16 protein-coding genes are annotated in these 23,046 nt (G+C 49.1%); 8 read left to right on the top strand and 8 right to left on the bottom strand.

The window, feature by feature from the left end:
* Positions 1–29: 29 nt before the first annotated feature.
* From JYJ62_RS08835 to JYJ62_RS08820, 4 genes are all read right to left on the bottom strand, one after another.
* Positions 30–1,331, bottom strand: a complete 1,302-nt coding sequence (locus JYJ62_RS08835) for an MFS transporter (RefSeq protein ID WP_205341845.1) — start codon at positions 1,329–1,331, stop codon at positions 30–32.
* A gap of 136 nt (positions 1,332–1,467) precedes the next feature.
* Entirely contained in the window at positions 1,468–3,060 is a 1,593-nt protein-coding gene (locus tag JYJ62_RS08830; protein ID WP_205341844.1) for a GMC family oxidoreductase, read from the bottom strand.
* 54 nt (positions 3,061–3,114) lie between these two features.
* A complete protein-coding gene (locus JYJ62_RS08825; protein WP_205341843.1) occupies positions 3,115–3,660 on the bottom strand; it encodes a twin-arginine translocation signal domain-containing protein in 546 nt (181 codons plus the stop codon).
* A gap of 24 nt (positions 3,661–3,684) precedes the next feature.
* Entirely contained in the window at positions 3,685–5,091 is a 1,407-nt protein-coding gene (locus tag JYJ62_RS08820; RefSeq protein ID WP_205341842.1) for a coniferyl aldehyde dehydrogenase, read from the bottom strand.
* 287 nt (positions 5,092–5,378) lie between these two features.
* Here JYJ62_RS08820 and glyQ point away from each other — a divergent pair, with 287 nt between their 5' ends.
* The 4 genes from glyQ to JYJ62_RS08800 all read left to right on the top strand — a co-directional run bounded on the left by glyQ (position 5,379) and on the right by JYJ62_RS08800 (position 9,759).
* Positions 5,379–6,326, top strand: a complete 948-nt coding sequence (gene glyQ, locus JYJ62_RS08815) for a glycine--tRNA ligase subunit alpha (protein ID WP_205341841.1) — start codon at positions 5,379–5,381, stop codon at positions 6,324–6,326.
* Positions 6,323–8,377: a glycine--tRNA ligase subunit beta gene (gene glyS / locus JYJ62_RS08810; protein WP_205341840.1), complete on the top strand. Its 2,055-nt coding sequence runs from the start codon at positions 6,323–6,325 to the stop codon at positions 8,375–8,377. The genes glyQ and glyS overlap by 4 nt, the downstream gene beginning before the upstream one ends.
* Positions 8,378–8,439: 62 nt before the next feature.
* Positions 8,440–8,970 (top strand): D-glycero-beta-D-manno-heptose 1,7-bisphosphate 7-phosphatase, encoded by a 531-nt coding sequence (gmhB, locus tag JYJ62_RS08805; protein ID WP_205341839.1) that lies wholly within the window; start codon positions 8,440–8,442, stop codon positions 8,968–8,970.
* A gap of 12 nt (positions 8,971–8,982) precedes the next feature.
* Complete coding sequence (locus tag JYJ62_RS08800; protein ID WP_205341838.1) at positions 8,983–9,759, top strand: lysophospholipid acyltransferase family protein; 777 nt, start codon at positions 8,983–8,985, stop codon at positions 9,757–9,759.
* A 42-nt stretch (positions 9,760–9,801) separates the two neighbouring features.
* Here the strand turns inward: JYJ62_RS08800 and JYJ62_RS08795 are convergent, their stop codons facing one another.
* Positions 9,802–10,032, bottom strand: coding sequence for a hexameric tyrosine-coordinated heme protein (locus tag JYJ62_RS08795; RefSeq protein ID WP_205341837.1), 231 nt, complete (start codon positions 10,030–10,032; stop codon positions 9,802–9,804).
* 154 nt (positions 10,033–10,186) lie between these two features.
* The gene (locus JYJ62_RS08790; RefSeq protein WP_205341836.1) at positions 10,187–10,408 is read right to left on the bottom strand and encodes a hypothetical protein; all 222 of its coding nucleotides are present in this window, start codon (positions 10,406–10,408) and stop codon (positions 10,187–10,189) included.
* A gap of 220 nt (positions 10,409–10,628) precedes the next feature.
* Between JYJ62_RS08790 and polA the strand changes: the two genes are divergently transcribed.
* From polA to JYJ62_RS08770, 4 genes are all read left to right on the top strand, one after another.
* Positions 10,629–13,430, top strand: coding sequence for a DNA polymerase I (polA, locus tag JYJ62_RS08785; RefSeq protein ID WP_205341835.1), 2,802 nt, complete (start codon positions 10,629–10,631; stop codon positions 13,428–13,430).
* 323 nt (positions 13,431–13,753) lie between these two features.
* A complete protein-coding gene (locus JYJ62_RS08780) occupies positions 13,754–15,931 on the top strand; it encodes a malate synthase G (protein ID WP_205341834.1) in 2,178 nt (725 codons plus the stop codon).
* A 232-nt stretch (positions 15,932–16,163) separates the two neighbouring features.
* Positions 16,164–18,101, top strand: coding sequence for a DUF294 nucleotidyltransferase-like domain-containing protein (locus tag JYJ62_RS08775; RefSeq protein WP_205341833.1), 1,938 nt, complete (start codon positions 16,164–16,166; stop codon positions 18,099–18,101).
* Positions 18,098–18,796, top strand: coding sequence for a PolC-type DNA polymerase III (locus JYJ62_RS08770; RefSeq protein WP_205341832.1), 699 nt, complete (start codon positions 18,098–18,100; stop codon positions 18,794–18,796). Before JYJ62_RS08775 ends, JYJ62_RS08770 begins: the two co-directional genes overlap by 4 nt.
* 94 nt (positions 18,797–18,890) lie before the next feature.
* Here JYJ62_RS08770 and gshA read toward each other — a convergent pair whose 3' ends face one another.
* Together gshA and JYJ62_RS08760 are read right to left on the bottom strand one after the other, a co-directional pair.
* Positions 18,891–20,462 (bottom strand): glutamate--cysteine ligase, encoded by a 1,572-nt coding sequence (gene gshA, locus JYJ62_RS08765; protein WP_205341831.1) that lies wholly within the window; start codon positions 20,460–20,462, stop codon positions 18,891–18,893.
* 121 nt (positions 20,463–20,583) lie between these two features.
* A complete protein-coding gene (locus JYJ62_RS08760; RefSeq protein ID WP_205341830.1) occupies positions 20,584–22,899 on the bottom strand; it encodes a Tex family protein in 2,316 nt (771 codons plus the stop codon).
* Positions 22,900–23,046 lie beyond the last annotated feature (147 nt).

Here is a 23,046-nt window from a genome sequence, read left to right as displayed (position 1 = left end):
AAGCAATGCAACGGTGGCGTGCTGATTGACTAATAGTGTTGCTCTTCAGAGTACTCAGCAACATCGGTCAGCGGGCAATCTTGCATCTGTTCTTGCACATGACTTTCTTCAATACGAGGGTCAAGTGCTGCGGCTAAGGGCGAACTGGTAATACCATCCGGCATGAATATGTGCTGTAAAGGCGCTTCCTGCGTGAGGTGCTCGCCGCTAATCACCTGCGGACGTACGCGCACAGCAATCAACATGGCACATAAACTAAACGCCACGTAGAGCATATTGGGTCCTAGTGTTTTCATCAGCACACCGACCAACAATGGACTGATACTGGCTCCCACACCAAAAGTAGTCAGCAGCACCGCAGTTAACGAGACACGCTTTTCTGCTTCAATATTGTCATTAGCGAAAGCCACTGCCAACGGATATAAGCTAAAAAACAACATGCAGCATAAGCTGCCACCGACAAACACCAAGGGTAGCGGCAAGTCACTCCATAACGCCTGCGGTAGTGCAATCAACATCAGTAGTGCACTGCAAACGCGGATTAACGTGGGCCGCTCAAAATGGTCTGATAACCAACCCAGCGGTCCTTGCACCAGCAAGCCAGCGACAATACAGGTGGCCATAAATAGACCAATCATATGCGTAGGCAAACCAATCCGACTGGCATATAGCGGCGCTAAACCATAAAAAGCACCAACCATCGCACCAGAGACTAAGCTGGTCAGCATGGATAACGGCACACGTTGTAAAAAGTAGCGCGGCTCAAGGGGTGCTGGACGCAAAGGTTCGGGGTGAATACGTCGGGTCAGGGCGACGGGAACAAGGCATAAAGCAAAGCACAGCGCGACAAATAGCAGCAAGTTAATGTTCAGGTCGGGCACGGCGGCTAACACCAATTGACCTAAGACCATGCCGAGGTAAGAAGCCATCATGTAACCGGAGAACACAATGCCGCGTTCATTGGAGGTACTTTGCTCGTTGAGCCAGCTTTCTACCACCATATACATGCACATCATGCCCAAACCGACTTGCACCCGTAGCAGCAGCCAAGCATACAAATTTTCCGTTAGGCCATGCAGTAATACCGCCGCAGTGACGATGCCGGCACTGGCAACGTAGGCGCGAATATGGCCCACTCGCGCAATAAGGCGGTGACCGATTTTGCCACCTAAGACCAAACCTAAATAAAAGCCGGTCATTAACGCACCCACCCAGATGCCGTCAGCACGTTCAGCAACGTGCAACGCTAGATAGGTGCTCAGTAAACCGGAGCCGAGCAGCATTAACAAAGTGGCAAAGTATAGCGAGCGGAATGACTTCCAAACGGACATGCGCAATCTCACAAGGGTAAAACATGAATGGTGTGCGACTATAAGTAGCAGTTCTAGACATAAAAGCCCAGAGAGTGATGATCAGTTTACGCGTCGTTTTGTCTGTCGGCTATCCAAGTCTGATGTGTTCTTGATCCTAAACATTGAGGCGCTGAATCAGCTGATCAGTGAGTAAAGCGCACAAGGCATAAATGGACAGCTGAGGGTTGGCACCAATGCTGGTCGGAAATAAAGAGCCATCGTGGATGGATAGGTTTTCCAACTGATGATGCCCTCCCGAGCTATTCGTCACCCCCAGCGTTGTATCGTCACTCATGGCGCAGCCGCCCATCACATGGGCACTGCCAAGGCGCGTGCGATACAGCGATAAGTCGAGACGGTTAATCAGTGTGCGTACGCTGTTTAAATCGGCTACATAGTCCGCATCAGCGTGTACTGGGAAAACTTTTTTGGCCCCAGCGGCAAACTGTATTTCAGCCATGCTGTGATAGGCGCGGCGGATACCATCCCAAGTGTACGGGGTCATTTGATAATCCAGTACGGGGCTGCCATCGCTGCGCAGTTCCACTGTACCGCTGGCGCTGTCGGGATGGAAACCATCGCGCATTAAGGCAATCATCATATGGGTGTGTGGCAGTTGCGCCATGCGTTGCGCGCTGACTTCGCCATAGCTGCCGAGGATTGTTGCGGCAAAAGCGGGATGTAAAGGAGGCACTTCCAACTTATAACCAATGGGACCGTCAACGCCATCGCGCCACTGGAAGTGATCACTATAAATCGATTGCGGTGCGCCGTAAAAGGGGTTAACAGGTTCGGAAAACTGTGCTGCGGAAAAATTAACCGTATGTAAAAAAGTGCGTTTACCGCAGCGTTGATAAGGGTCGGGGGCGTTTGAACGTAATAAAATCGCCGGCGTATTGATAGCGCCACCGGCTAAAATATAGTGCTTGGCGCGAATTGTAATCTTGCGCCCAGTGCGCTCTACGCCACGCGCATCTAAGGCGTGGCATTCCAAGTGTTGCACGCGATCCTTATCAATAATTAAGCGCTCGGCACGGGCTAAATACAGCAGTGCGCCGCCGTTATTTAAACTGGCAGGAATACAGGTGACCAACATCGATTGCTTGGCATTGATCGGGCAACCCATGCCGCAATAGCCTAGATTCATGCAGCCGCGCACATTGCGTGGAATCACCGCCCAGTTCAGGTTCAAAGCGTCGCAGCCGCGTTTGATCACTTCATTGTTGGCGTTGGCGGCTATTTGCCAAGGCTCGACACCGAGGCGTTGTTCCATTTTCTCAAACCAAGGTTGCAACGCTTCTTTGCTTAAACCGCTGACCGCATGTTCGCGCGCCCAATGTTCGAGGGTTGCTGGTGGTGTGCGAAAACTTGAGGTCCAGTTAATCAGCGTAGTACCGCCGACAGCGCGGCCTTGCATAATAGTTATGGCGCCGTCTTTACTCATGCGCGCCATGCCTTCTTGATAGAGCTCTGCGTACGCGGCAGGCTCTTGCATCTTGAAGTCACTGCTGGTGCGCAGTGGCCCTTCTTCAACGATTAATACCCGTAAGCCAGCAGTACTTAATAGTTCAGCGCTGGTTGCACCGCCAGCACCGCTGCCGACAATGACGACGTCGAACTCCAATTGCAGATCGCTTTCTAATAACGACGCATTGCGTACCTGCCAGCCGTTGTCGATACCGTGTAAGAAGGGGTCTGCAATGGGCATAGCGGCTCTCGTTAGGGTTGTTATATAAAAGTATTTTTGCTGAGCAAGGTTGAGTTAATGCAACAGTGGTGGGCCTGGGTAGCCGCAGTGTTGCCAAGCGCTCGGCTGACCATAATGCGCGAGCATGGCCAGCTGCAGTAAGGCGTTATGACCCATTTTTAATAGATCGAAGCGACTGTTTTGCCAACGCTTTAGAAACTGTTGAATATCTGCTGCGGTCGCGTTTGCCCAAGAGCCCCAGACACCCGTCAGAGGACCGCGAGTCAGCGGGTTATTTAGACTGTCGAACAGTTGTAGCGTTAGTTTGCGCATGCTTGGGGAAAAACTGGCTAAATTGTGATCAATAGCGCTGAGTGCGTTTTGTACATGGCTCTGCATCTGCTGCGCCTGCAGCGCGCCAACGTACAACACCGGTAGCAGTGCGCTAAGACAGACAAGATCATCGCTGCGCAACACTAAAAAGCCGCTGCTGGCAGGCTCTCGACTGCAGCCGGTCAGGCTGGCTGACAAACTGAGCATGCTTAAACTTGCCGCTGACACAGCGCTGAGCTTAAGAAAATTGCGTCGAGAAAAATCGTTATTGTGGCTAGGTTGCAGCATGGGATGGCCTTGCAGTCAGTGCGCTTAGCGTAAAAAGAATTTTAAAATCAGCTTTTGTAACCAGCCGCCATAAGGTGGGTAAATTAATTTAGCGGCATTAAACCGCTGCTTGCTAAACACTGCTTTGCTATGGCTAAAAGTTAAAAAACCTTCATGAGCGTGATAGTGACCCATGCCCGACGGCCCAATCCCGCCAAATGGCAAGTCATGCTGTGCTACATGCAATAAGGTGTCGTTGATACAGACGCCACCAGCATGACTGTTATCGAGAACATACTGTTGCTCGTCCCGCTGATAACCAAAGTAATACAGCGCTAAAGGCCGTGGCCGCTGGCGAATATAAGCTAAGGCATCATTCAGTGATGTATAGCCGACAATCGGTAAAATGGGTCCAAAAATTTCCTCTTGCATGACCCGCATGTGATCGGTGACATTCAGCAGTAAGGTCAGTGGCAAGCGTTGGCCTTGGCCTTCTGGGTGAATGGCTATCGCTGTTGCGCCTTGGCGAGTGGCGTCGACAATACTGCTTTGTAAACGTTGTAGATGCTGTGGATTGATAATCGCTGTGTAATCTGGATTGTCGGCTAAGGTTGGATAAAATTTGAGTACGGCGTTGCGCATGGCTTCGACAAACTCATTCATTCGCGCTTGCGGTACTAAAATATAATCGGGCGCGACGCATGTTTGTCCAGCGTTGACGGTTTTACCAAAGGCAATGCGCTGCGCCGCTTCGGCTAAAGGCACGTCAGCACTGATGATCGCCGGTGATTTGCCGCCCAGTTCTAAGGTGACAGGTGTTAGGTTCTTAGCTGCGGCACGCATCACCTGCTTGCCGACGCTGGTGGAGCCAGTAAACAGTAGGTGATCAAACGGCAACTCGGAAAAAGCTGCTGCCACATCCGTCTCGCCTTGCACGATGCAGACGAGATCTTCTGGAAACACGCGAGCTAATAATTCTTTGAGCAGTTGCGCGGTGCGTGGCGTGTTTTCACTCATCTTGATCATCACCCGATTGCCTGCCGCCAACGCGCCAGTTAATGGGCCGATGCTTAAAAATAGCGGGTAGTTCCACGGCACAATCACTCCAACCACGCCGAGCGGCTGATACACCACCTGCGCCGATGCCGGTTGAAAGGCTAAGCCAACTTTACGTTTTGCGGGTTTCATCCAGCGTTTAATCCGCTGACACGCATAATCAATACCTTGCAAACTCGGCATTAATTCGGCTAACAGCGTTTCATCATGACTGCGATGACTGAAGTCCGCGCTGATGGTCTCGGCGAGTGTTTTTTGCTCGCTGGCGAGAACAGCCCGTAATGCCTGCAACCATTCAATACGTTGGCTGGCGTTGGGCATGGGTTGCGCTTGAAAGGCCTGTTGTTGCACGCTGAATAAGTCGTTTAGCGCAGCTAGAGGAGTGTTGTTGGACATGCTTTAGCTCGCCGGAAATCAATGTGATCTCTGTTTTAGAGGGTTTGCTTGCAGCGGTCAAGTGATAGCGATGATGAGAACTGAGCGGTCAATATAACAGCGCAGTTGCCAGCAGGATGGACGCCTAAGCCGTTACGGTGGCGCATTGATTAAGCGGATGACAGAACAATCTAAGCAATCCAATATCAATAATGTGCACTGTGGCGATGAATGCCCGCTGCGAAAATAGCCATCCTTGAGGTATACTCTCGAACTTTCTGCCCGTCTTTAACAGTGGATATAATAACGTGACCCAGACAACCGCCGCCGTGCGTACCTTCCAAGATCTGATTCTTACCTTGCAGAGCTTTTGGGCTGAGCAGGGCTGTGTGGTACTGCAACCCTACGATATGGAAATGGGTGCTGGCACCTTCCATACCGCAACCTTTCTACGTGCTCTAGGTCCAGAAACCTGGAACGCTGCTTATGTGCAACCTTCACGCCGTCCAACCGATGGCCGCTACGGTAATAACCCCAACCGCTTGCAACATTATTATCAGTTTCAAGTGGTGCTCAAACCCAATCCAGACAATATTCAAGAGCTTTATTTAGAGTCTTTGCGCCATATTGGTATTGATCCTTTGGTGCACGATATCCGCTTTGTTGAAGACAACTGGGAATCGCCAACTTTAGGTGCATGGGGTTTGGGCTGGGAAATTTGGCTTAATGGCATGGAAGTCACCCAGTTCACCTACTTCCAGCAAGTCGGTGGCATTGAGTGCTACCCCGTGACCGGTGAAATCACCTACGGCCTCGAGCGCTTGGCGATGTATATCCAAGGGGTTGATTCAGTCTATGACTTGGTCTGGACGGATGGCCCGTTCGGTAAAGTGACCTATGGTGATGTCTTCCACCAGAACGAAGTCGAGCAATCCACCTATAACTTTGAACATGCCAACGTAGAAAAGATGTTTGAGCTGTTTGACTTTTATGAAAGTGAAGCCAGTCGTCTCAGTCTTTTAAATCTGCCGCTACCGAGCTATGAAATGGTCTTAAAAGCCTCGCATACCTTTAATTTACTGGATGCGCGCCGTGCTATTTCTGTGACAGAGCGTCAACGTTACATTTTACGGGTGCGCACCTTGGCGCGTGCCGTAGCGCAAAGTTATTTAGAAGCGCGTGCCAAGCTGGGTTTCCCAATGGCAACGGAGGCATTACGTGATGAAGTGTTGGCTAAGTTGGAGATTGAACAATGAGTGCACGTGACTTTCTAGTTGAGTTAGGTACTGAAGAGTTACCCCCTAAAGCTCTCAATACCTTAGCCAATGCGTTCCGAGATGGCATCACTAAAGGTTTAAAAACCGCCGGCCTAAGCCACGGTAAAGTGCAAGTCTATGCTGCACCACGCCGTTTAGCAGTATGTATTAGCCAGCTGGCTGAGCGTCAAGACGATCGCAGCCAAGCCATGGATGGTCCACCACTACAAGCGGCCTTTGATGAACAGGGCGAGCCCACTAAAGCAGCACTGGGTTTTGCCCGTAAGTGTGGCGTTGATATCAGCGAAATTGATCGCAGTGGTGCTAAGTTACGCTTTGAACAACATATTCCAGGCCAAGCGACGGTTGCTTTACTGCCGAGTATTGTCGAAGAATCGTTGAGTGCATTACCGATTCCTAAGCGTATGCGCTGGGGCGCACGTAAAGAAGAGTTTGTTCGCCCAACCCAATGGTTGGTGATGCTGTTTGGTAGTGATGTGGTTGATTGCACCATTCTGGCGCAAACCGCAGGCCGTGCTTCACGCGGTCACCGTTTTCATCACAACACTGATGTGGTACTTAATCAGCCCAGTGATTATGTGGAAGCATTGCGGAAAGCCTACGTGCTGGTTGATTTTGCTGAGCGCCGTAGTCTGATTCAAAAGCGTATTGATGAGCTGGCTGCTGAGCAGCAGGGCACAGCAATTGTACCGCCAGCCTTATTGGATGAAGTGACTGCGTTGGTTGAATGGCCGGTGCCATTGGTCTGCTCATTTGAAGAGCACTTCTTGGATGTACCGCAAGAAGCTTTGATTATTACCATGCAAGATAACCAGAAGTATTTCTGTTTACTCGATAGTAATGGTGCGTTATTGCCGCGCTTTATTACGGTGGCCAATATTGAGAGCCGTGATCCACAACAAGTGATCTCAGGTAATGAGAAAGTTGTACGCCCACGCTTAACGGATGCTGAGTTCTTCTACTTACAAGACCAAAAGCAGCCGCTTGAAGCGTTCAATGAGCGTCTAAAGAATGTCGTATTCCAAGCGCAACTGGGTAGCGTTTACGATAAAGCCATTCGAGTCTCCAAACTGGCTGGTTTTATTGCCGATAAAGTTGGCGGCAACCCTGTGCATGCAGCGCGTGCAGGTTTGTTGTCGAAGTGTGACCTCGCTACAGAAATGGTCGGTGAGTTCCCAGAGATGCAGGGTATTGCGGGTCTCTACTATGCACAAAATGATGGTGAAGAAGGTGATATTGCTCTAGCGCTTAACGAGCAATATATGCCACGTGGTGCTGGCGCTGAATTACCAACCACCTTAACCGGTGCGGCGGTAGCAGTGGCAGACAAGTTAGACACGTTGGTGGGTATTTTTGGTATTGGCATGTTGCCAACCGGTAGTAAAGACCCCTATGCATTACGTCGTGCCGCTTTAGGTATTTTGCGTACTCTGATTGAAAAACAATTGGATGTTGATGTGTCAGAGTTGGTCGCGATGGCGATTGCTCAGTACGGCGATAAAATCAATAGCAACGGTTTAGCTGAACAGGTTCAAGACTTCATTTTTGACCGTCTGCGTGCTCGGTATGAAGATGCTGGCGTTGATGTGGCTGTCTACCAAGCGGTGCGGGCACTGCATCCAATGTCACCGCTGGACTTTGACCAGCGAGTGCAGGCAGTACAGGCTTTCCGTGCTTTACCAGAAGCACAAGCTTTGGCGGCAGTGAATAAGCGCGTGTCTAATCTGTTAGGTAAAAGTGCTACGCAGCAAACGACAGCGGTACAAGCACACTACTTCGATAGTCCAACTGAATTTGCTCTGTACGCGGCTTTACAGCAAGCGTTACAAGCAGTGCAGCCGTTGGCAGCAAGTCGTCAGTACACTGCAGCATTGACTCGATTAGCGAGCTTACATGAGCCGGTTGATGCCTTCTTTACTGCGGTTATGGTCAACGCTGAAGACCCAGATATCCGCGCTAACCGCCATGCATTATTGGCACAGTTACGTGGACTGTTCTTAGGTGTAGCAGATATTTCTGTGTTGGATTAATACTCTGCAAGAGACTGGATGTGCGTGCCCTGTCGTGCGTTCATCCAGTTAAAGGACTAAGCATGAAGTTGATCATTCTCGATCGTGATGGCGTGATTAATTACGACTCAGACGATTATATTAAAACTGTGGCTGAGTGGATTCCGTTGCCGGGCGCACTCGATGCTATTGCACGCCTAAGTCGCGCAGGCTGGACTGTGGCAGTGGCTACCAATCAGTCGGGTTTAGCGCGTGGTTACTATAGCGTGCCGACCCTGGACTCTATGCATCAAGTGTTACGTGATGCAGTACAGCAACGTGGTGGTCATCTAGGGTTAATTACCTATTGTCCGCATGGTCCAGATGATGGCTGCACGTGCCGTAAACCATTAGCGGGCTTGTTGGAGCAGGTCGCTGAGCACTATCAAACAGCGCTGGACGGCGTTTGGTTTGTCGGTGATAGCTTACGTGACTTGCAAGCCGCTGTTGCCGCCAATGCGCAGCCGGTTTTAGTCTGCAGCGGTAAAGGCGCGCAGACTCGTGAACAACCGCTGCCAGACACTACTTTAATTTTTGCTGACTTATCAGCAGTTGCCGATCATTTACTACGCTAAAGGCCGAACAGTATGGGCGTTATCTACGGATTAAGAATCGCAGTTTTCTACGTTTTGCTGAGTTTAAGTGCCTTTATTTGGTGCACTATTGGCTTGCTGGTCGCACCGTTTTTATCCTTTCCGGCACGCTATCGTTTTATCAATGTGTATTGGTGTCGCTTTGCCGTGGGTTTGGCGAAGCACCTGATTGGCTTGGACTATCGAGTGACCGGCGCTGAGCATATTCCCAGCCAGCGTTGCGTGATTTTGTCTAAGCACCAAAGCACTTGGGAAACATTTTTCTTATCAGCGTATTTTCAGCCATTGAGCCAAGTGTTAAAAAAAGAGCTGTTACGCGTACCTTTTTTTGGTTGGGCCATGGCCATGCTCAAGCCGATTGCGATTAACCGTGAAAACCCCAAACAAGCATTGAAGCAACTGGCAACACAAGGTGCTGATCGTCTACAACAGAACTGTTGGGTGCTGATTTTTCCTGAAGGAACGCGAATTCCGACAGGACAAATCGGTAAGTTTTCCCGCGGCGGTGCTTCTTTAGCGGCGAATGCTGGCTTGCCCGTGCTACCTATTGCCCATAATGCTGGGATGTTTTGGCCGAAAGCCGGCTGGGGTAAGAAACCAGGGGTGATTGATGTAGTGATTGGTCCAGCGATGTATATCGAGGGTGAAGGCCCACGCGCGATTGCCGAACTCAATCAGCGCGCTTTTGAGTGGATTGCACAAACGCAATTTGAGATTGGTGCGTTAGATGCACAGAATCTTGCGGACATTAAGGCGCAGGCGACCAAGTAAGCAGGTGCGTATAGTTGGTGGCTGCGCCTGAGCAGTGCAAGATTAGCTGCGCCAGTAGTTATTGGCTGCAGAGACGGTTTGGAAGTTAATCGCGATCACTTGAGAGGCAGCCGTTAGTCCATCAGCAGATTGTGCATAGTCATTACGCAATGCTTTTAGAGTCTCCATATCTGGTTGCGTGTATTTCACGCCGCGACGACTCAGGGTGATTGCCAGCTCAAAGCCTTCTTGAGGCGTGGCGGTGATTAGCGAAGGAAGCCAAGTATCGGTCATCGTTATACCCTTCTTATTATTGTCTATTAAACAGTGCTTAAAGCGGCAGAGTTGCCATATACGCGGCTAGCGCAGCGATAAAACACTCTGCCAGAGCAGCGCTTGCGCGACAAATTTTTCTCGGGATTTCTTAACTTAACTCAAGAGCCGTTATTCAGTATGACGAGTTCGGCGTATGTTCAGGGTTGACCTCGCCATAGACTTCTTCCGGATCAACATCATTCATTAGCAGTACTTCTTTAACTGTCTCAATATGCTCAAGAACTACTTTGTAGTGCTCGCCGTATTCATATTTGGTGACTTCAATGGCTTTAGGCATATAGTTGAAAGCAATTTTGAGCGCTTGCAGTGCATCGCTGTTAAGTTTTTCACTCATCTAAAACTCCTAGGCTGTACGGTGAGAATGCTCATAATCAATAAGCAGCAATTGCTATCCTAGCAAAATCTAGGATTGATAGCTGATTCTGCACTAGTTTAGCTTGGGTGGTGCTGCCAATACCCCGCCGCACAGTGGGAGGTGTTAGTGATTGCCTGTATGCTTGTTAAGCACGTATCGTGTTTATCATTAAGTGTTTTCGTTAAGGTTGAATATCCGCATGTCTCAGGCCCCTTTAGTTTTGGTTGATGGTTCATCTTATTTGTATCGCGCGTTTCATGCGTTGCCACCGTTAATGACATCTGCAGGGTTGCCCACTGGTGCTGTGAAAGGTGTGCTTAATATGCTGCGTAGCTTGTGTAAGCAATATCCAGATAGCGTGATTACGGTGATTTTTGATGCCAAGGGACCGACCTTTCGTGATGAGCTTTTTGCTGAATATAAGGCGCAAAGGCCGTCGATGCCGGATGACTTACGTGTACAGATTGAGCCTTTACATCAGTGTGTGCAGGCGTTAGGTTTTCCGTTTTTATGCGTGGAAGGTGTGGAAGCGGATGATGTGATAGGCACCTTAGCGCGTAGCAGTACTTTAGCTGAACGCCCTGTGGTGATCTCCACCGGTGATAAAGATATGGCGCAGTTGGTTAATGGTCATGTCACCTTAGTTAACACGATGTACAACACCACGATGGACAGTGCTGGAGTGGTGGAAAAATTTGGTATTGGCCCTGAGTTGATTATCGATTACTTGGCCTTAATGGGCGATAAGTCTGACAATATTCCTGGCGTACCGGGCGTTGGTGAGAAAACCGCATTGGGTTTGCTGGTGGGCTTGGGTGATATGGATGCGATTTATAACAGTATCGATCAAGTTGCTACATTGCCGATTCGGGGTGCAAAAACCTTAGGTCAAAAGTTGTTAGACAACCGTGATATGGCTTACTTATCACGTGAGTTAGCCACGATTAAGCTGGATGTTGAGCTGGATCTTAATATTGATGAGATGCAGATGCAGCCACCGCAAGATGATATTTTGCTGGAGCTGTATGAGCGTTTACAGTTTAAAAGTTGGCAAGATGAAATCCGTCGTCGTAGTGCTACGCCAGCAGTGGCTCCCAAACCAAAAGCTCAAGCAGCCCGTTCCGCTGTGGATGACTTATTTGCTGAGCCGACAATAGACACAGAAGTTGCTGCAGTTGAGCCTGAGTATCAAGCGGCATTTCACACCCTTTTAACGGAAGATGCCTTTGTCGACTGGTTGCAACGATTAAGTACAGCCACGCTGTTTGCTTTTGATACCGAAACGACCAGTGTCGATGCCCAGCAAGCACGTTTAGTGGGTATTTCTTTTGCAGTCGCTGAAGGCGAGGGTGCTTATGTGCCAATCGCCCACGACTATATGGGTGTACCGCAGCAGTTGGATCAAGATTATGTTTTAGCTGCCTTGCGTCCTTTGTTAGAAGATCCAGCGATTGCTAAGGTCTGCCAAAACGGTAAGTACGATATCAATGTGCTGGCCCGTTACGGTATTAATGTGCAGGGCGTGCGTTTTGATACCATGCTGGAGTCCTATGTGCTTAACTCCACAGTGACGCGCCATAATATGGATGATTTGGCGCTGCGCTATTTAAATCGCAGCACCATTCGTTTTGAGGATGTTGCCGGCAAAGGCGCAAAACAGCTGACTTTTAATCAGATTTCCTTAGACGTTGCTGGGCCTTATGCTGCGGAAGATGCTGAGATTACCTTGTGTTTGCACAATCGTTTAATCAAAGAGTTGCAGGACATCCCGCCGCTACGTGAGGTGTTGGATAATATTGAAATGCCGCTGATGCCCGTCTTGGCGCGCATCGAGCGCTACGGTGCTTTGGTCGACGCGCACTTGTTGGGTGTGCAAAGTTTAGAATTAGCGGCCAAGCTCACCGAGCTTGAGCGGCAAACCTTTGAAATTGCCGGTGAAGAATTTAATTTGGCATCGCCTAAGCAACTGGGCGTGGTGCTGTATGAAAAGTTGGGTCTGCCTGTGCTCTCCAAAACAGCCAAAGGTCAGCCTAGCACTGCAGAAGCGGTGTTATCTGAACTGGCTGAGCAAGGTCATGAGTTGCCTGTGCTACTGATGGAGTACCGTAGCCTGAGCAAGTTGAAAAGTACCTATACAGACCGTCTGCCTGAGCAAATTAACCCACTGACAGGACGTATCCACACCAGCTATCACCAAGCGGTCACCGCGACCGGGCGTTTATCATCTAGCGATCCAAATTTACAAAATATCCCGATCCGTACAGCCGAGGGTCGTCGTATTCGTCAGGCGTTTGTCGCGCCTAAAGGCTATAAGTTACTGGCCGCTGACTATTCGCAAATTGAACTGCGAATTATGGCGCACTTGGCGCAAGACCCTGGTTTACTCGATGCCTTTCGTCATGATCGTGATGTACATAAGGCCACCGCATCAGAAGTGTTTGGTGTGCCACTCGATGAGGTGACCAATGACCAGCGCCGCAGCGCTAAAGCGATTAACTTTGGTTTGATTTACGGTATGAGTGCACATGGTTTGGCTAAACAGATTGGTTGTGATCGTGGCCAAGCTAAGATGTATATGGATCGCTACTTTGCTCGCTATCCTGGCGTGTTGGACTACATGGAACGTACACGTACCCAAGCCAGCGAGCAGGGTTATGTGGAAACCTTATTTGGTCGTCGCTTATATTTGCCAGAGATTAATGCGAAGAACGCTGCTATCCGTAAAGGTGCTGAGCGCACGGCGATTAACGCACCGATGCAGGGCAGTGCCGCGGATATTATTAAGCGCGCGATGATTACGGTCGACCAGTGGTTGGCTGATTCAGGTCTTGATGCACGGGTTATTCTGCAAGTACATGATGAACTGGTGCTGGAGGTCCGTGAAGATCAAGTGGATGAATTACGCGCGGGTCTGCTGCCACTCATGAGTGCTGGTGCGACCTTAGATGTGCCATTGATCGTTGAGGCTGGGGTGGGCGATAATTGGGATCAGGCACATTAAAATTATTTAATGACAGTTGGGAACTATCTGCTGATTTGCTTAGTCAGAGTATATAGATGGCTGATAAGGCCATTGTTGATACTCCTTGATGTGTTTTATGTTGGCAGATATCCGGACTTCCCCTAGCAGTCCGGACTTATACTCCGAATCTCTCCCCCCTTGTGAGATTCGGAGTTTTTTTTGTCTGTGACAAAGTGCTTACAAAACGGCGCTACGTATTTCTCTCTGCTTTTTTTCAAATATTCATGTAGTATTTATCTGTATGCACTACATGGCCTAATGGCCGTTTTATTTGAGGCTTTTCCAAGCAGAGTGAGGCAAAAATGACTGATCGCGTTCAAGTCGGTGGCTTGCAGGTCGCCAAAGTTTTATATGACTTCGTTAACACCCAAGCTATTCCAGGCACTGGCCTGACTGCAGAGCAGTTCTGGGAAGGCGCAACGAAGGTGTTAAAAGACCTTGCACCGAAAAATCGTGCCCTGCTAGAAAAACGTGATGCCTTACAAGCACAAATTGATGAGTGGCACCTTGCACGTAAGGGCCAAACTCATGACGCAGTAGCCTATAAAGCATTTCTGCAAGAGATTGGATACTTGCTGCCAGAAGCAGCAGACTTTCAAGCCAGCACACAAAATGTTGACGACGAAATTGCTCGTATGGCAGGTCCACAATTGGTGGTACCTGTAACTAACGCACGTTTTGCCCTTAACGCCGCCAATGCGCGTTGGGGTTCTTTGTATGACGCTCTATACGGCACTGATGTGATCAGTGAAGAAGACGGCGCAGAGAAAGGCAAGGGTTACAACAAAGTACGTGGCGACAAAGTCATCGCTTATGCCCGTGCTTTCCTAGACAAATCTGCACCGTTGGCCGCTGGTTCGCATGTTGATGCAAGCGGCTATCGTATCGAAGATGGTAAACTGGTTGTCAGCCTAAAAGGCGGCAGTAACACAGGTTTACGTGATGATGCACAGCTGATTGGTTTCCAAGGTGATGCTGCAGCGCCAAGCGTTGTGCTGTTGAAAAATAACGGTCTGCACTTTGAAATTCAAATTGATGCAAGCAGTATGATCGGCCAAACCGATGCTGCCGGTATCAAAGATGTATTGGTTGAAGCGGCTTTAACCACCATTATGGACTGCGAAGACTCCATCGCTGCGGTTGATGCGGATGACAAAACACTGGTCTACAGTAACTGGTTAGGCCTGATGAAAGGTGATCTGTCGGAGAGCGTTACCAAAGGCGATAAAACCTTTACGCGTGTGATGAGTCCAGATCGCGTTTACACCACAGTAAACGGTGGCGAAGTGACTTTGCACGGTCGTTCATTGTTGTTCATTCGTAACGTTGGTCACTTGATGACTAACCCAGCGATTATTGATGAGCAAGGTAATGAAATGCCAGAAGGCATTATGGATGCACTGTTCACCAGTTTGATTGCCATGCATAACCTAAATGGCAATACCACCCGTCAAAACAGTCGTACTGGCAGCATGTATATTGTTAAACCAAAAATGCATGGTCCAGAAGAAGCCGCTTTTGCTAATGAGTTATTTGATCGCACTGAAGATGTTTTAGGTTTGGCGCGTCATACCCTGAAAATGGGCATTATGGATGAAGAGCGTCGCACTACAGTCAACTTGAAAGCCTGTATTGCTGCAGCGAAAGAGCGTGTCGTGTTTATTAACACAGGTTTCCTTGACCGTACCGGTGATGAAATTCATACCTCTATGGAAGCGGGCGCAATGGTTCGTAAAACAGCCATGCGCGGTGAGAAGTGGATTGCTGCCTACGAAGACTGGAACGTTGATACAGGACTGGCAACAGGACTGTCAGGCGTTGCACAAATCGGTAAAGGTATGTGGGCCATGCCGGATCTAATGGCCGCGATGGTTGAGCAAAAAATTGGCCATCCAAAAGCCGGTGCAAATACCGCTTGGGTACCTTCACCAACCGCAGCGATTCTGCACGCACTGCACTACCATGAAGTAGACGTCTTTGCGCGCCAAGAAGAGCTGAAGACGCGTGAGTTCGCTTCATTAGACGATATCCTGACGATTCCTTTGGCGCCAAGCACTGATTGGACTGCTGAAGAGATTCAGAACGAGCTAGACAACAACGCACAAGGTATCTTGGGCTATGTTGTGCGCTGGATTGACCACAGTGTTGGTTGCTCGAAAGTACCGGATATCAACGATGTTGGTTTGATGGAAGACCGTGCAACCCTACGTATTTCTAGCCAGCACATGGCCAACTGGTTGCGCCACGGTATTGTCACTGAGGAGCAAATTGTTGAAACCATGCAGCGGATGGCTGTCGTTGTTGACCGTCAGAATGCGAATGATCCAATCTATAAGCCAATGGCCGCGAACTTTGTTGACAACATTGCGTTCCAAGCATCACTGGAGTTGGTACTGCAAGGTCGTGATCAGCCTAATGGTTACACCGAGCCCGTTCTGCACCGTCGTCGTCGCGAATTTAAAGCTAAAAATGGCTTATAATTTGTAAAGATGTACAGTGTTGATAAAAAACCGCCTTAGGGCGGTTTTTTATTGACTATGATTTGTATAAGTGCTGTTCAATTGCAGTCAAGCCTGTAAAAATAGCCGCCGTTCAATAAAAATAACATGCCACCAAGTTTTAATTGACAGCACTAATTGTTTGACACTTACGTCCAATAGGAGCTGTTAGACAAAAACTTTAGGATGGCTTAACAGAGTAGGAGAGTGTTTCATGAGCAGAAGTGAAGCCTTTGCAAAAACAGGGCGTACAGCTGTGCAACAAAATATCCAAGGCACGCTGGAGTTTCTGCAAAAATACCCACCTTTTAACCAGATGGATCTTACCCATCTTGGTTTTTTAGTCGAAAACTGTCAATTGCGTTTTTATCCTGAAGGTGAAAACATCATCATCCCAGAAGACGGGCCGGTGGAGTTTTTTTACATTGTTAAGCAGGGTCGTATTTATGGTGAGCGACGCCAAGGTCAAGATAGCAATCAGGAAACCACTTTTGAAATTACCACGGGTGAATGTTTTCCGATTGCCGCGTTATTAGGCGAACGAGCCACACGTACTTCGCATATTGCCGCAGAAGATACTTTTTGCTTGCTGCTGGATAAAGCGTCCTTTATTAAGCTCTTTTCTCAGTGCAATGCGTTCCGTGATTTCTCGGTACGCGGTATTAGTAGTTTGCTGGATCAATCTAATCAGCAAATACAGACCCGTGCAGCAGAAACTTTGGGTTCCCAGTACTCAATGGAAACCAGCTTATCGGTGCTGTCAATGCGCCAGCCTATCACCTGTGAAGGGCATTTTCCGTTGCATAAAGCCGTGCAGTTGATGCATGAGCAGCAAGTGGGAAGCTTGGTGATTACTGATGAAATGCAGCGCCCGCAGGGGATTTTCACCTTGCGTGATTTACGTCGAGTGATCGCCGATGCTAATGCTGATTTACGCCAGCCAATCAGTGAGTTGATGACGCTTAATCCCTTCCATTTACCACCGCACGCGTCAGCTTTTGATGCGGCTTTGGCGATGACCGAGCGGCATATTGCCCATGTGTGCCTAGTGCAAGATGGGCGTTTGGTCGGAGTGATTTCTGAGCGTGATTTATTCTCATTGCAACGTGTTGATTTAGTCCATCTTGCTCGCGCCGTACGCCATGCAGGATCAGTGGAGAAACTGGTGCAGTTGCGTGAGGAAATCCGCTCATTAGTCGACCGCATGATTGCCCACGGCGCCAGTTCTGAACAGGTCACTCGTTTAATTACCTTGCTCAATGATCATACCGTTTCGCGGGTTATCGAGCTGTGTATTGAGGAGCATGGTGACCCTGGTGTGCCCTTCACCTGGCTGGTGTTTGGCAGTGAGGGACGCAAAGAGCAAACCCTCTATACTGACCAAGATAACGGGATTTTATTTGAAGCCAGCAGCCAAGAAGAAGCCAATGCGATGCGGCAAAAGCTATTGCCTCTTGCGCGAGAAATCAACCTAGCGTTGGATGACTGCGGCTTTATGTTATGCAAAGGCAACATCATGGCAGGTAATGCAGAGCTGTGCTTATCACGCCAAGAATGGTCGCGCCGCTTCAGTAAAATTGTTCGAGAAGCAAGCCCAGAGAACTTGTTGTATTCCACTATTTTCTTTGATCTGCGTGCTATTTGGGGGCCGGTGGACGGTTGCCAAGCCTTGCGTCGTGAGTTGCTCTCGATGATCCGCGGCAACGATATGTTCCAGCGTATGATGGCGCAAAGTGCCATACAGAATAGGCCGCCGCTGGGTGGATTATTCCGCAACTTTTCGCTGGATAAAAAAGGCGTCGAAAAAGACACTCTGGATCTAAAGATTAAAGGCTTAGCGCCCTTTGTTGATGGTGTACGCGTGTTGGCCTTGAGTCATGGCGTGGAAAGTAGCAACACGTCAGAGCGTATTCGCCAGTTGGTCAGTAAAGGCGTGATTGAGCGTCTGGATGGCGATGCTTATGTTGAGGCCTATCATTTTATTCAGCAGATACGTATGCAACAGCATCAACAGCAAGCACGTAATGAGTTGGCCTATAGTAATCGTATGTATCCGGATGAACTGAATCATTTAGACCGTCGTATTTTGCGTGAGTCCTTTAGGCAAGCGCAGCGTCTACAAACCAGCTTGACCTTTCGGTATCAGCTGTGAAAATTCTTAATTGGTTTCGTAAAAGCCCCGAGCTGCGTGAGTCTGACGCTCTGCGCTTAGCGGCATTAGCCGCGCCGATACCCGCTCAGCAACCACTGGCTCAACAACGTTTTGTCGTGGTTGATTTAGAAACCAGTGGTCTCAATACCCTTAAAGATAAGATTTTATCGATTGGTGCGGTCACCATTGAAAACTCAGCCATTGCTTTAGGTCAGCAGTTTAGCTGTACGTTGCGGCGCGCCAATCATGCGGTGAGTGAAAGTGTTTTGATTCACCAAATACCACCCAGTGAAGTGGCTGCTGGGATGCGTCCCGAAAAGGCGTTGCTGAGCTTTATGGAGTATGTGGGGGGCAGTCCACTGTTAGCCTATCATGCGAGTTTTGATCAACGCATGCTGGTGCGTGAAATGAATGATGCCTTTGCTTATCACTTGCGCCATCCCTTTTATGATGTGGCTGAGATCGTGCAACTGCTCTACCCCGAGCACAATATGCGCAATCCCGGCTTAGATGATTGGGTCAGCTTCTTTGGCTTGCAGGTGTTGCAGCGCCACAATGCCAGTGCCGATGCCATGGTGACTGCTGAGTTAATGCTGATTTTGCTTAAACGTGCTGAGCGCCAAGGTCTTAAAACCTTAGAAGATTTGGATGTGAGCTTACAGAATTGGCGACGCCGTCAGCAGAATACCTTATAGCCACAGTACCCGGAGTGACTCGGGGTGTAGAGCTGAGACGGGTAGGTGGCTTACCTCAGCACTGCGATGGTACGCAGCACTGAGGATGCTGCTGTTACTCAACGCTAGCTAAGAACTCGGCGACATAGTCATCAAAACTACTCTGATCCTGCTGTTCAATGGTTTGCTGGGCTTGCAGTGATTGTTCGGCGAGTTGTTGATAATGAGCCGTTTTATTTGACTCAAGAGCAGGTGTGCTTAAGGTTTGCGCGTGCTGCAAGCTGAGCTTCAAGGCGAACTGACTGAAACTGCATTGTTGCTCGCGCATGCTCGCCAAGACTTGTGCTGATGGCGTCAAATCAGGGTTGTGCAGTTTTTCGACTTGTTTAGCTAAGGCTTCGCTGTGCTCAGTGATACCGTAACTGTTGTCCAGTAACTGCGCACAGTCCTGCATTTGCTCAAGCAGTTCCAGGCCCCAGTCCAGCATTGGCAGCGACTCACCGCAGCGATTGAGCTGTAGCTTAGGTTTGCGACCTTGTTTGACCACGGCCAAGAAGTTCTCAGTGGCAGCAGGGCATTCAATATCGCTGAGCAGAGGACTGTCTTTTAGCGCGCAGAACAATAAGAAGGTGTCTAAGAAGCGTGCTTGCGGTAAATCGATACCCAGAGGTAAGAACGGATTAATATCAATACAGCGTGCTTCAACATACTGCACGCCGCGAGCAATCAGCGCTTCGACTGGCCGCTCACCCTCTTGGGTGATGCGCTTGGGGCGCATATTTGAATAGTATTCATTTTCGATTTGCAAAATATTGGTGTTGAGTTGCAGCCATTCATCGCCTTGCTTGGTGCCGATTTTTTGATAGTCAGGGTAAGGTGTGCTAACGGCACGCAATAAACTATCGGTGTAGCTGCTCAGCTCGTTATAACAAGGCGTTAAGCCCGCTTGAGCATTGCTTTGATAACCTAGGTCACTCATCCGTAAGCTGGTGGCGTATGGTAAATATAAGGTGTCTTCATCAAAGCTATCCAGCTGATGCTCACGGCCCCGTAAAAAGCTGATATCCAATGCCGGTGAGGCACCGAATAAATACATCAATAACCAGCTGTAGCGACGAAAATTACGGATCAAACCAATATAACGTGCTGATTGATAATCAACGGCTGAGCGTGTGTCTTTTTCTGCATCATGTAGTAGCGTCCACACCGACTCAGGCAAAGAAAAATTATAGTGAATACCGGCAATACATTGCATGGTTTTGCCGTAGCGCACTGCTAAACCTTTACGGTAAACGTATTTTAATTTACCGATATTAGAGTTGCCGTATTCAGCAATCGGGATCTGCTCTTCTTTAGGCAGATGTCCGGGCATGGATGGACTCCACAGTACTTCTTGGGCCAAATTGGTGGCGGTAAAGCGGTGAATGTCTTCCAGTTCAGCTAAGGTTTGTGCTGAGTCAGGGTGCGCCTCAGTAATAAACTCTAATAAGGCCTCTGAGTAATCAGTGGTGATACTGCTGTGAGTTAGAGCAGAACCAAGCACTTTAGGGTGCGCAGTCATTGCCAAGCGGCCATTGCGCTCCACGCGTAAACTTTCGCGCTCAATACCATGCAGACAGTGCTTGAGCTGTGCTAAAGCTTCGGGCTGGCTAAGCAGCGCCAGACGACGAGAATATGTATCGCTCAAGGGTAATTCCTCAATAGGGCATCGTGGCAATATGGGGTTGGTGATTGCCGAGTGCAAGGGTGCTGATCTACTTTTAGTAGGTTATACACCCTGTACGTATAAAAATGACGGTAGTCATCGATTACTTTTTCTTAATTTGACTTGCCTTGGCAAATAATGCCGCCATCGCTGTGTTAGTCGGCGCCGGCTTATCTTGCTGAGCATGACGTTCGCTACGTGGAGCATTACGAGCTTGTTGCGCGCGTGCCGGAGAGGCTGGCTTTTCACCCGGGATATCACTCATCCGCATGGATAAGGCAATACGCGCACGAGGGATATCCACGTCCATGACCTTTACTTTTACAATGTCACCCGCTTTAACCACTTGATAGGGGTCTTTGACAAAGTTTTCCGAGAGTGCCGAGATATGGACTAAACCATCTTGATGAACGCCAATATCCACAAAAGCACCGAAGTTAGTCACGTTGGTGATGACGCCTTCCAAAACCATTCCTAGGGTTAAGTCTTTTAAGCTTTCAACACCGTCTTGGAACTCAGCCGTTTTAAACTCAGGGCGTGGGTCGCGCGCAGGTTTATCCAGCTCTTGCAAAATATCGGTGACGGTCGGTAAACCATAGGTTTCATCAGTAAAGCGCTTTGGATCCAGTTGTTTCAGAAACGCTGAATCACCGATCAGTGAACGAATATCACGATTGGTATCTTGGGCAATACGGGTGACCAAAGGATAGGTTTCTGGGTGTACAGCAGACGCATCTAATGGGTTTTTGCCGTTCATCACGCGTAAGAAGCCCGCGGCCAGTTCAAAGGTTTTATCACCTAAACGCGGCACTTTTTTCAGTGCTGAACGGCTGATAAAAGCACCATGCTCATCGCGAAAAGTGACAATGTTTTTTGCTAAAGTGGCATTTAAGCCAGACACACGTGCGAGCAGTGCATAGGACGCCGTATTCACATCAACCCCGACGGCGTTCACACAATCTTCTACCACTGCATCCAGCGAGCGCGCCAGTTGAGATTGCGAAACATCGTGTTGGTATTGACCGACACCAATGGCTTTCGGGTCGATTTTTACCAACTCGGCCAGTGGGTCTTGTAAGCGTCGCGCAATGGAAACGGCGCCGCGCAGTGACACATCAAGATCTGGAAATTCTTGCGCGGCCAGTTCTGAGGCTGAATACACTGAGGCGCCAGCTTCACTGACCATCACCTTGCTCATGCGCAGCTCAGGTAACAGTTTTACTAACTCAATGGCTAAACGATCCGACTCACGGCTACCGGTACCATTACCGATGGCAATTAATTGCACCTGATGTTTTTTGCACAGCTTAGTCAAAATAGCGATGGTTTCATCCCACTTATTATGCGGCACATGTGGGTAAACAGTGGTGGTCTCAAGCACTTTACCGGTGGCATCCACTACGGCAATTTTGCTGCCGGTACGTAAACCTGGATCGAGACCAAGAGTACAACGTGGTCCCGCCGGAGCGGCCAATAATAAATCATGGAGATTGCGCGCGAAAACATTGATTGCTTCGGTTTCTGCCTGCTCGCGCAACTGTCCAAACAGATCGGTCTCTAAGTGGCTGGAGAGTTTCACGCGCCACGTCCAGCGCACCACTTCAGCCAGCCACTTATCTGCAGGACGCTGTTGATTTTTAATCGCAAAGTGTTCAGCGATGATGATTTCGCAGGGGTGCATACTGCCGGGTGTTTCATCACCGAGGCTTAAACTAGCGGTTAAAAAGCCTTCATTGCGGCCACGGAAAATAGCCAGAGCGCGGTGTGAGGGCACGCGTTTAAACAGTTCGTCATGCTCAAAGTAGTCACTGAATTTAGCGCCGTCGTGTTCTTTACCGACGATCACTCGAGCGCGTAACAGGGCGTCTTGTTGCAGCACACGGCGCAAGCGATCTAATAAAGTCGCATCTTCAGCAAAGCGCTCCATCAGAACATATTTAGCGCCTTCCAAGACCGCTTTTTCATCAGCGAAGCCCTGCTCCGGATTAATAAAGCGTGCCGCTTCGATCTGTGGATCATGGCTGGGATGGTTAAATAATACATCGGCCAATTCGCCTAAACCGGCTTCCAAAGCAATTTGCCCTTTGGTGCGGCGCTTCTTTTTGTAGGGTAGGTACAGATCTTCTAAACGGGTTTTGGTATCCGCCAGTTGAATGGCCTGGTGCAGCTCTGGCGTTAATTTACCTTGTTCGTCAATCGATGCGAGGATCGACGTGCGACGCTCATCCAGTTCGCGCAGATAACGTAAGCGCTCTTCTAGATTACGCAACTGCGTATCGTCTAAACTGCCGGTGATTTCTTTACGATAGCGTGCGATAAAAGGCACAGTTGCACCCTCATCGAGCAAGGCAATAGTGGCGGTCACTTGTTGTGGGCGAACGCCCAATTCTGTGGCGATACGAGAACTTATGCTATCCATCAGGCTACCTACATCAGTACAAAAGCAGGACAAGCCTGCTTTAAAAGGCTAATTATAGGCGAAATCACTCAGCAAACCAGTACCGCATCCGTTAAGTAAGATTTGCTAACAATGCTCGGCACACATGCAGGCTATGATTACGGCATA

It is taken from the genome of Denitrificimonas caeni (assembly GCF_905120345.1).
Taxonomy (GTDB): domain Bacteria; phylum Pseudomonadota; class Gammaproteobacteria; order Pseudomonadales; family Pseudomonadaceae; genus Denitrificimonas; species Denitrificimonas caeni_A.
Note: the sequence above shows the minus strand (reverse complement) of the source record. Positions and strands in the feature narration are given on the sequence as shown.

Bases quoted from the DNA above. Each gene is read 5' to 3' on its own strand.
- JYJ62_RS08775 (WP_205341833.1), top strand. From the start codon at position 16,164: ATGAGCAGAAGTGAAGCCTTTGCAAAAACAGGGCGTACAGCTGTGCAA.
- JYJ62_RS08835 (WP_205341845.1), bottom strand. From the start codon at position 1,331: ATGTCCGTTTGGAAGTCATTCCGCTCGCTATACTTTGCCACTTTGTTA.
- JYJ62_RS08780 (WP_205341834.1), top strand. From the start codon at position 13,754: ATGACTGATCGCGTTCAAGTCGGTGGCTTGCAGGTCGCCAAAGTTTTA.
- glyS (WP_205341840.1), top strand. From the start codon at position 6,323: ATGAGTGCACGTGACTTTCTAGTTGAGTTAGGTACTGAAGAGTTACCC.
- JYJ62_RS08800 (WP_205341838.1), top strand. From the start codon at position 8,983: ATGGGCGTTATCTACGGATTAAGAATCGCAGTTTTCTACGTTTTGCTG.
- JYJ62_RS08795 (WP_205341837.1), bottom strand. From the start codon at position 10,032: ATGACCGATACTTGGCTTCCTTCGCTAATCACCGCCACGCCTCAAGAA.
- polA (WP_205341835.1), top strand. From the start codon at position 10,629: ATGTCTCAGGCCCCTTTAGTTTTGGTTGATGGTTCATCTTATTTGTAT.
- JYJ62_RS08825 (WP_205341843.1), bottom strand. From the start codon at position 3,660: ATGCTGCAACCTAGCCACAATAACGATTTTTCTCGACGCAATTTTCTT.
- JYJ62_RS08820 (WP_205341842.1), bottom strand. From the start codon at position 5,091: ATGTCCAACAACACTCCTCTAGCTGCGCTAAACGACTTATTCAGCGTG.
- JYJ62_RS08830 (WP_205341844.1), bottom strand. From the start codon at position 3,060: ATGCCCATTGCAGACCCCTTCTTACACGGTATCGACAACGGCTGGCAG.
- JYJ62_RS08790 (WP_205341836.1), bottom strand. From the start codon at position 10,408: ATGAGTGAAAAACTTAACAGCGATGCACTGCAAGCGCTCAAAATTGCT.
- JYJ62_RS08760 (WP_205341830.1), bottom strand. From the start codon at position 22,899: ATGGATAGCATAAGTTCTCGTATCGCCACAGAATTGGGCGTTCGCCCA.
- gmhB (WP_205341839.1), top strand. From the start codon at position 8,440: ATGAAGTTGATCATTCTCGATCGTGATGGCGTGATTAATTACGACTCA.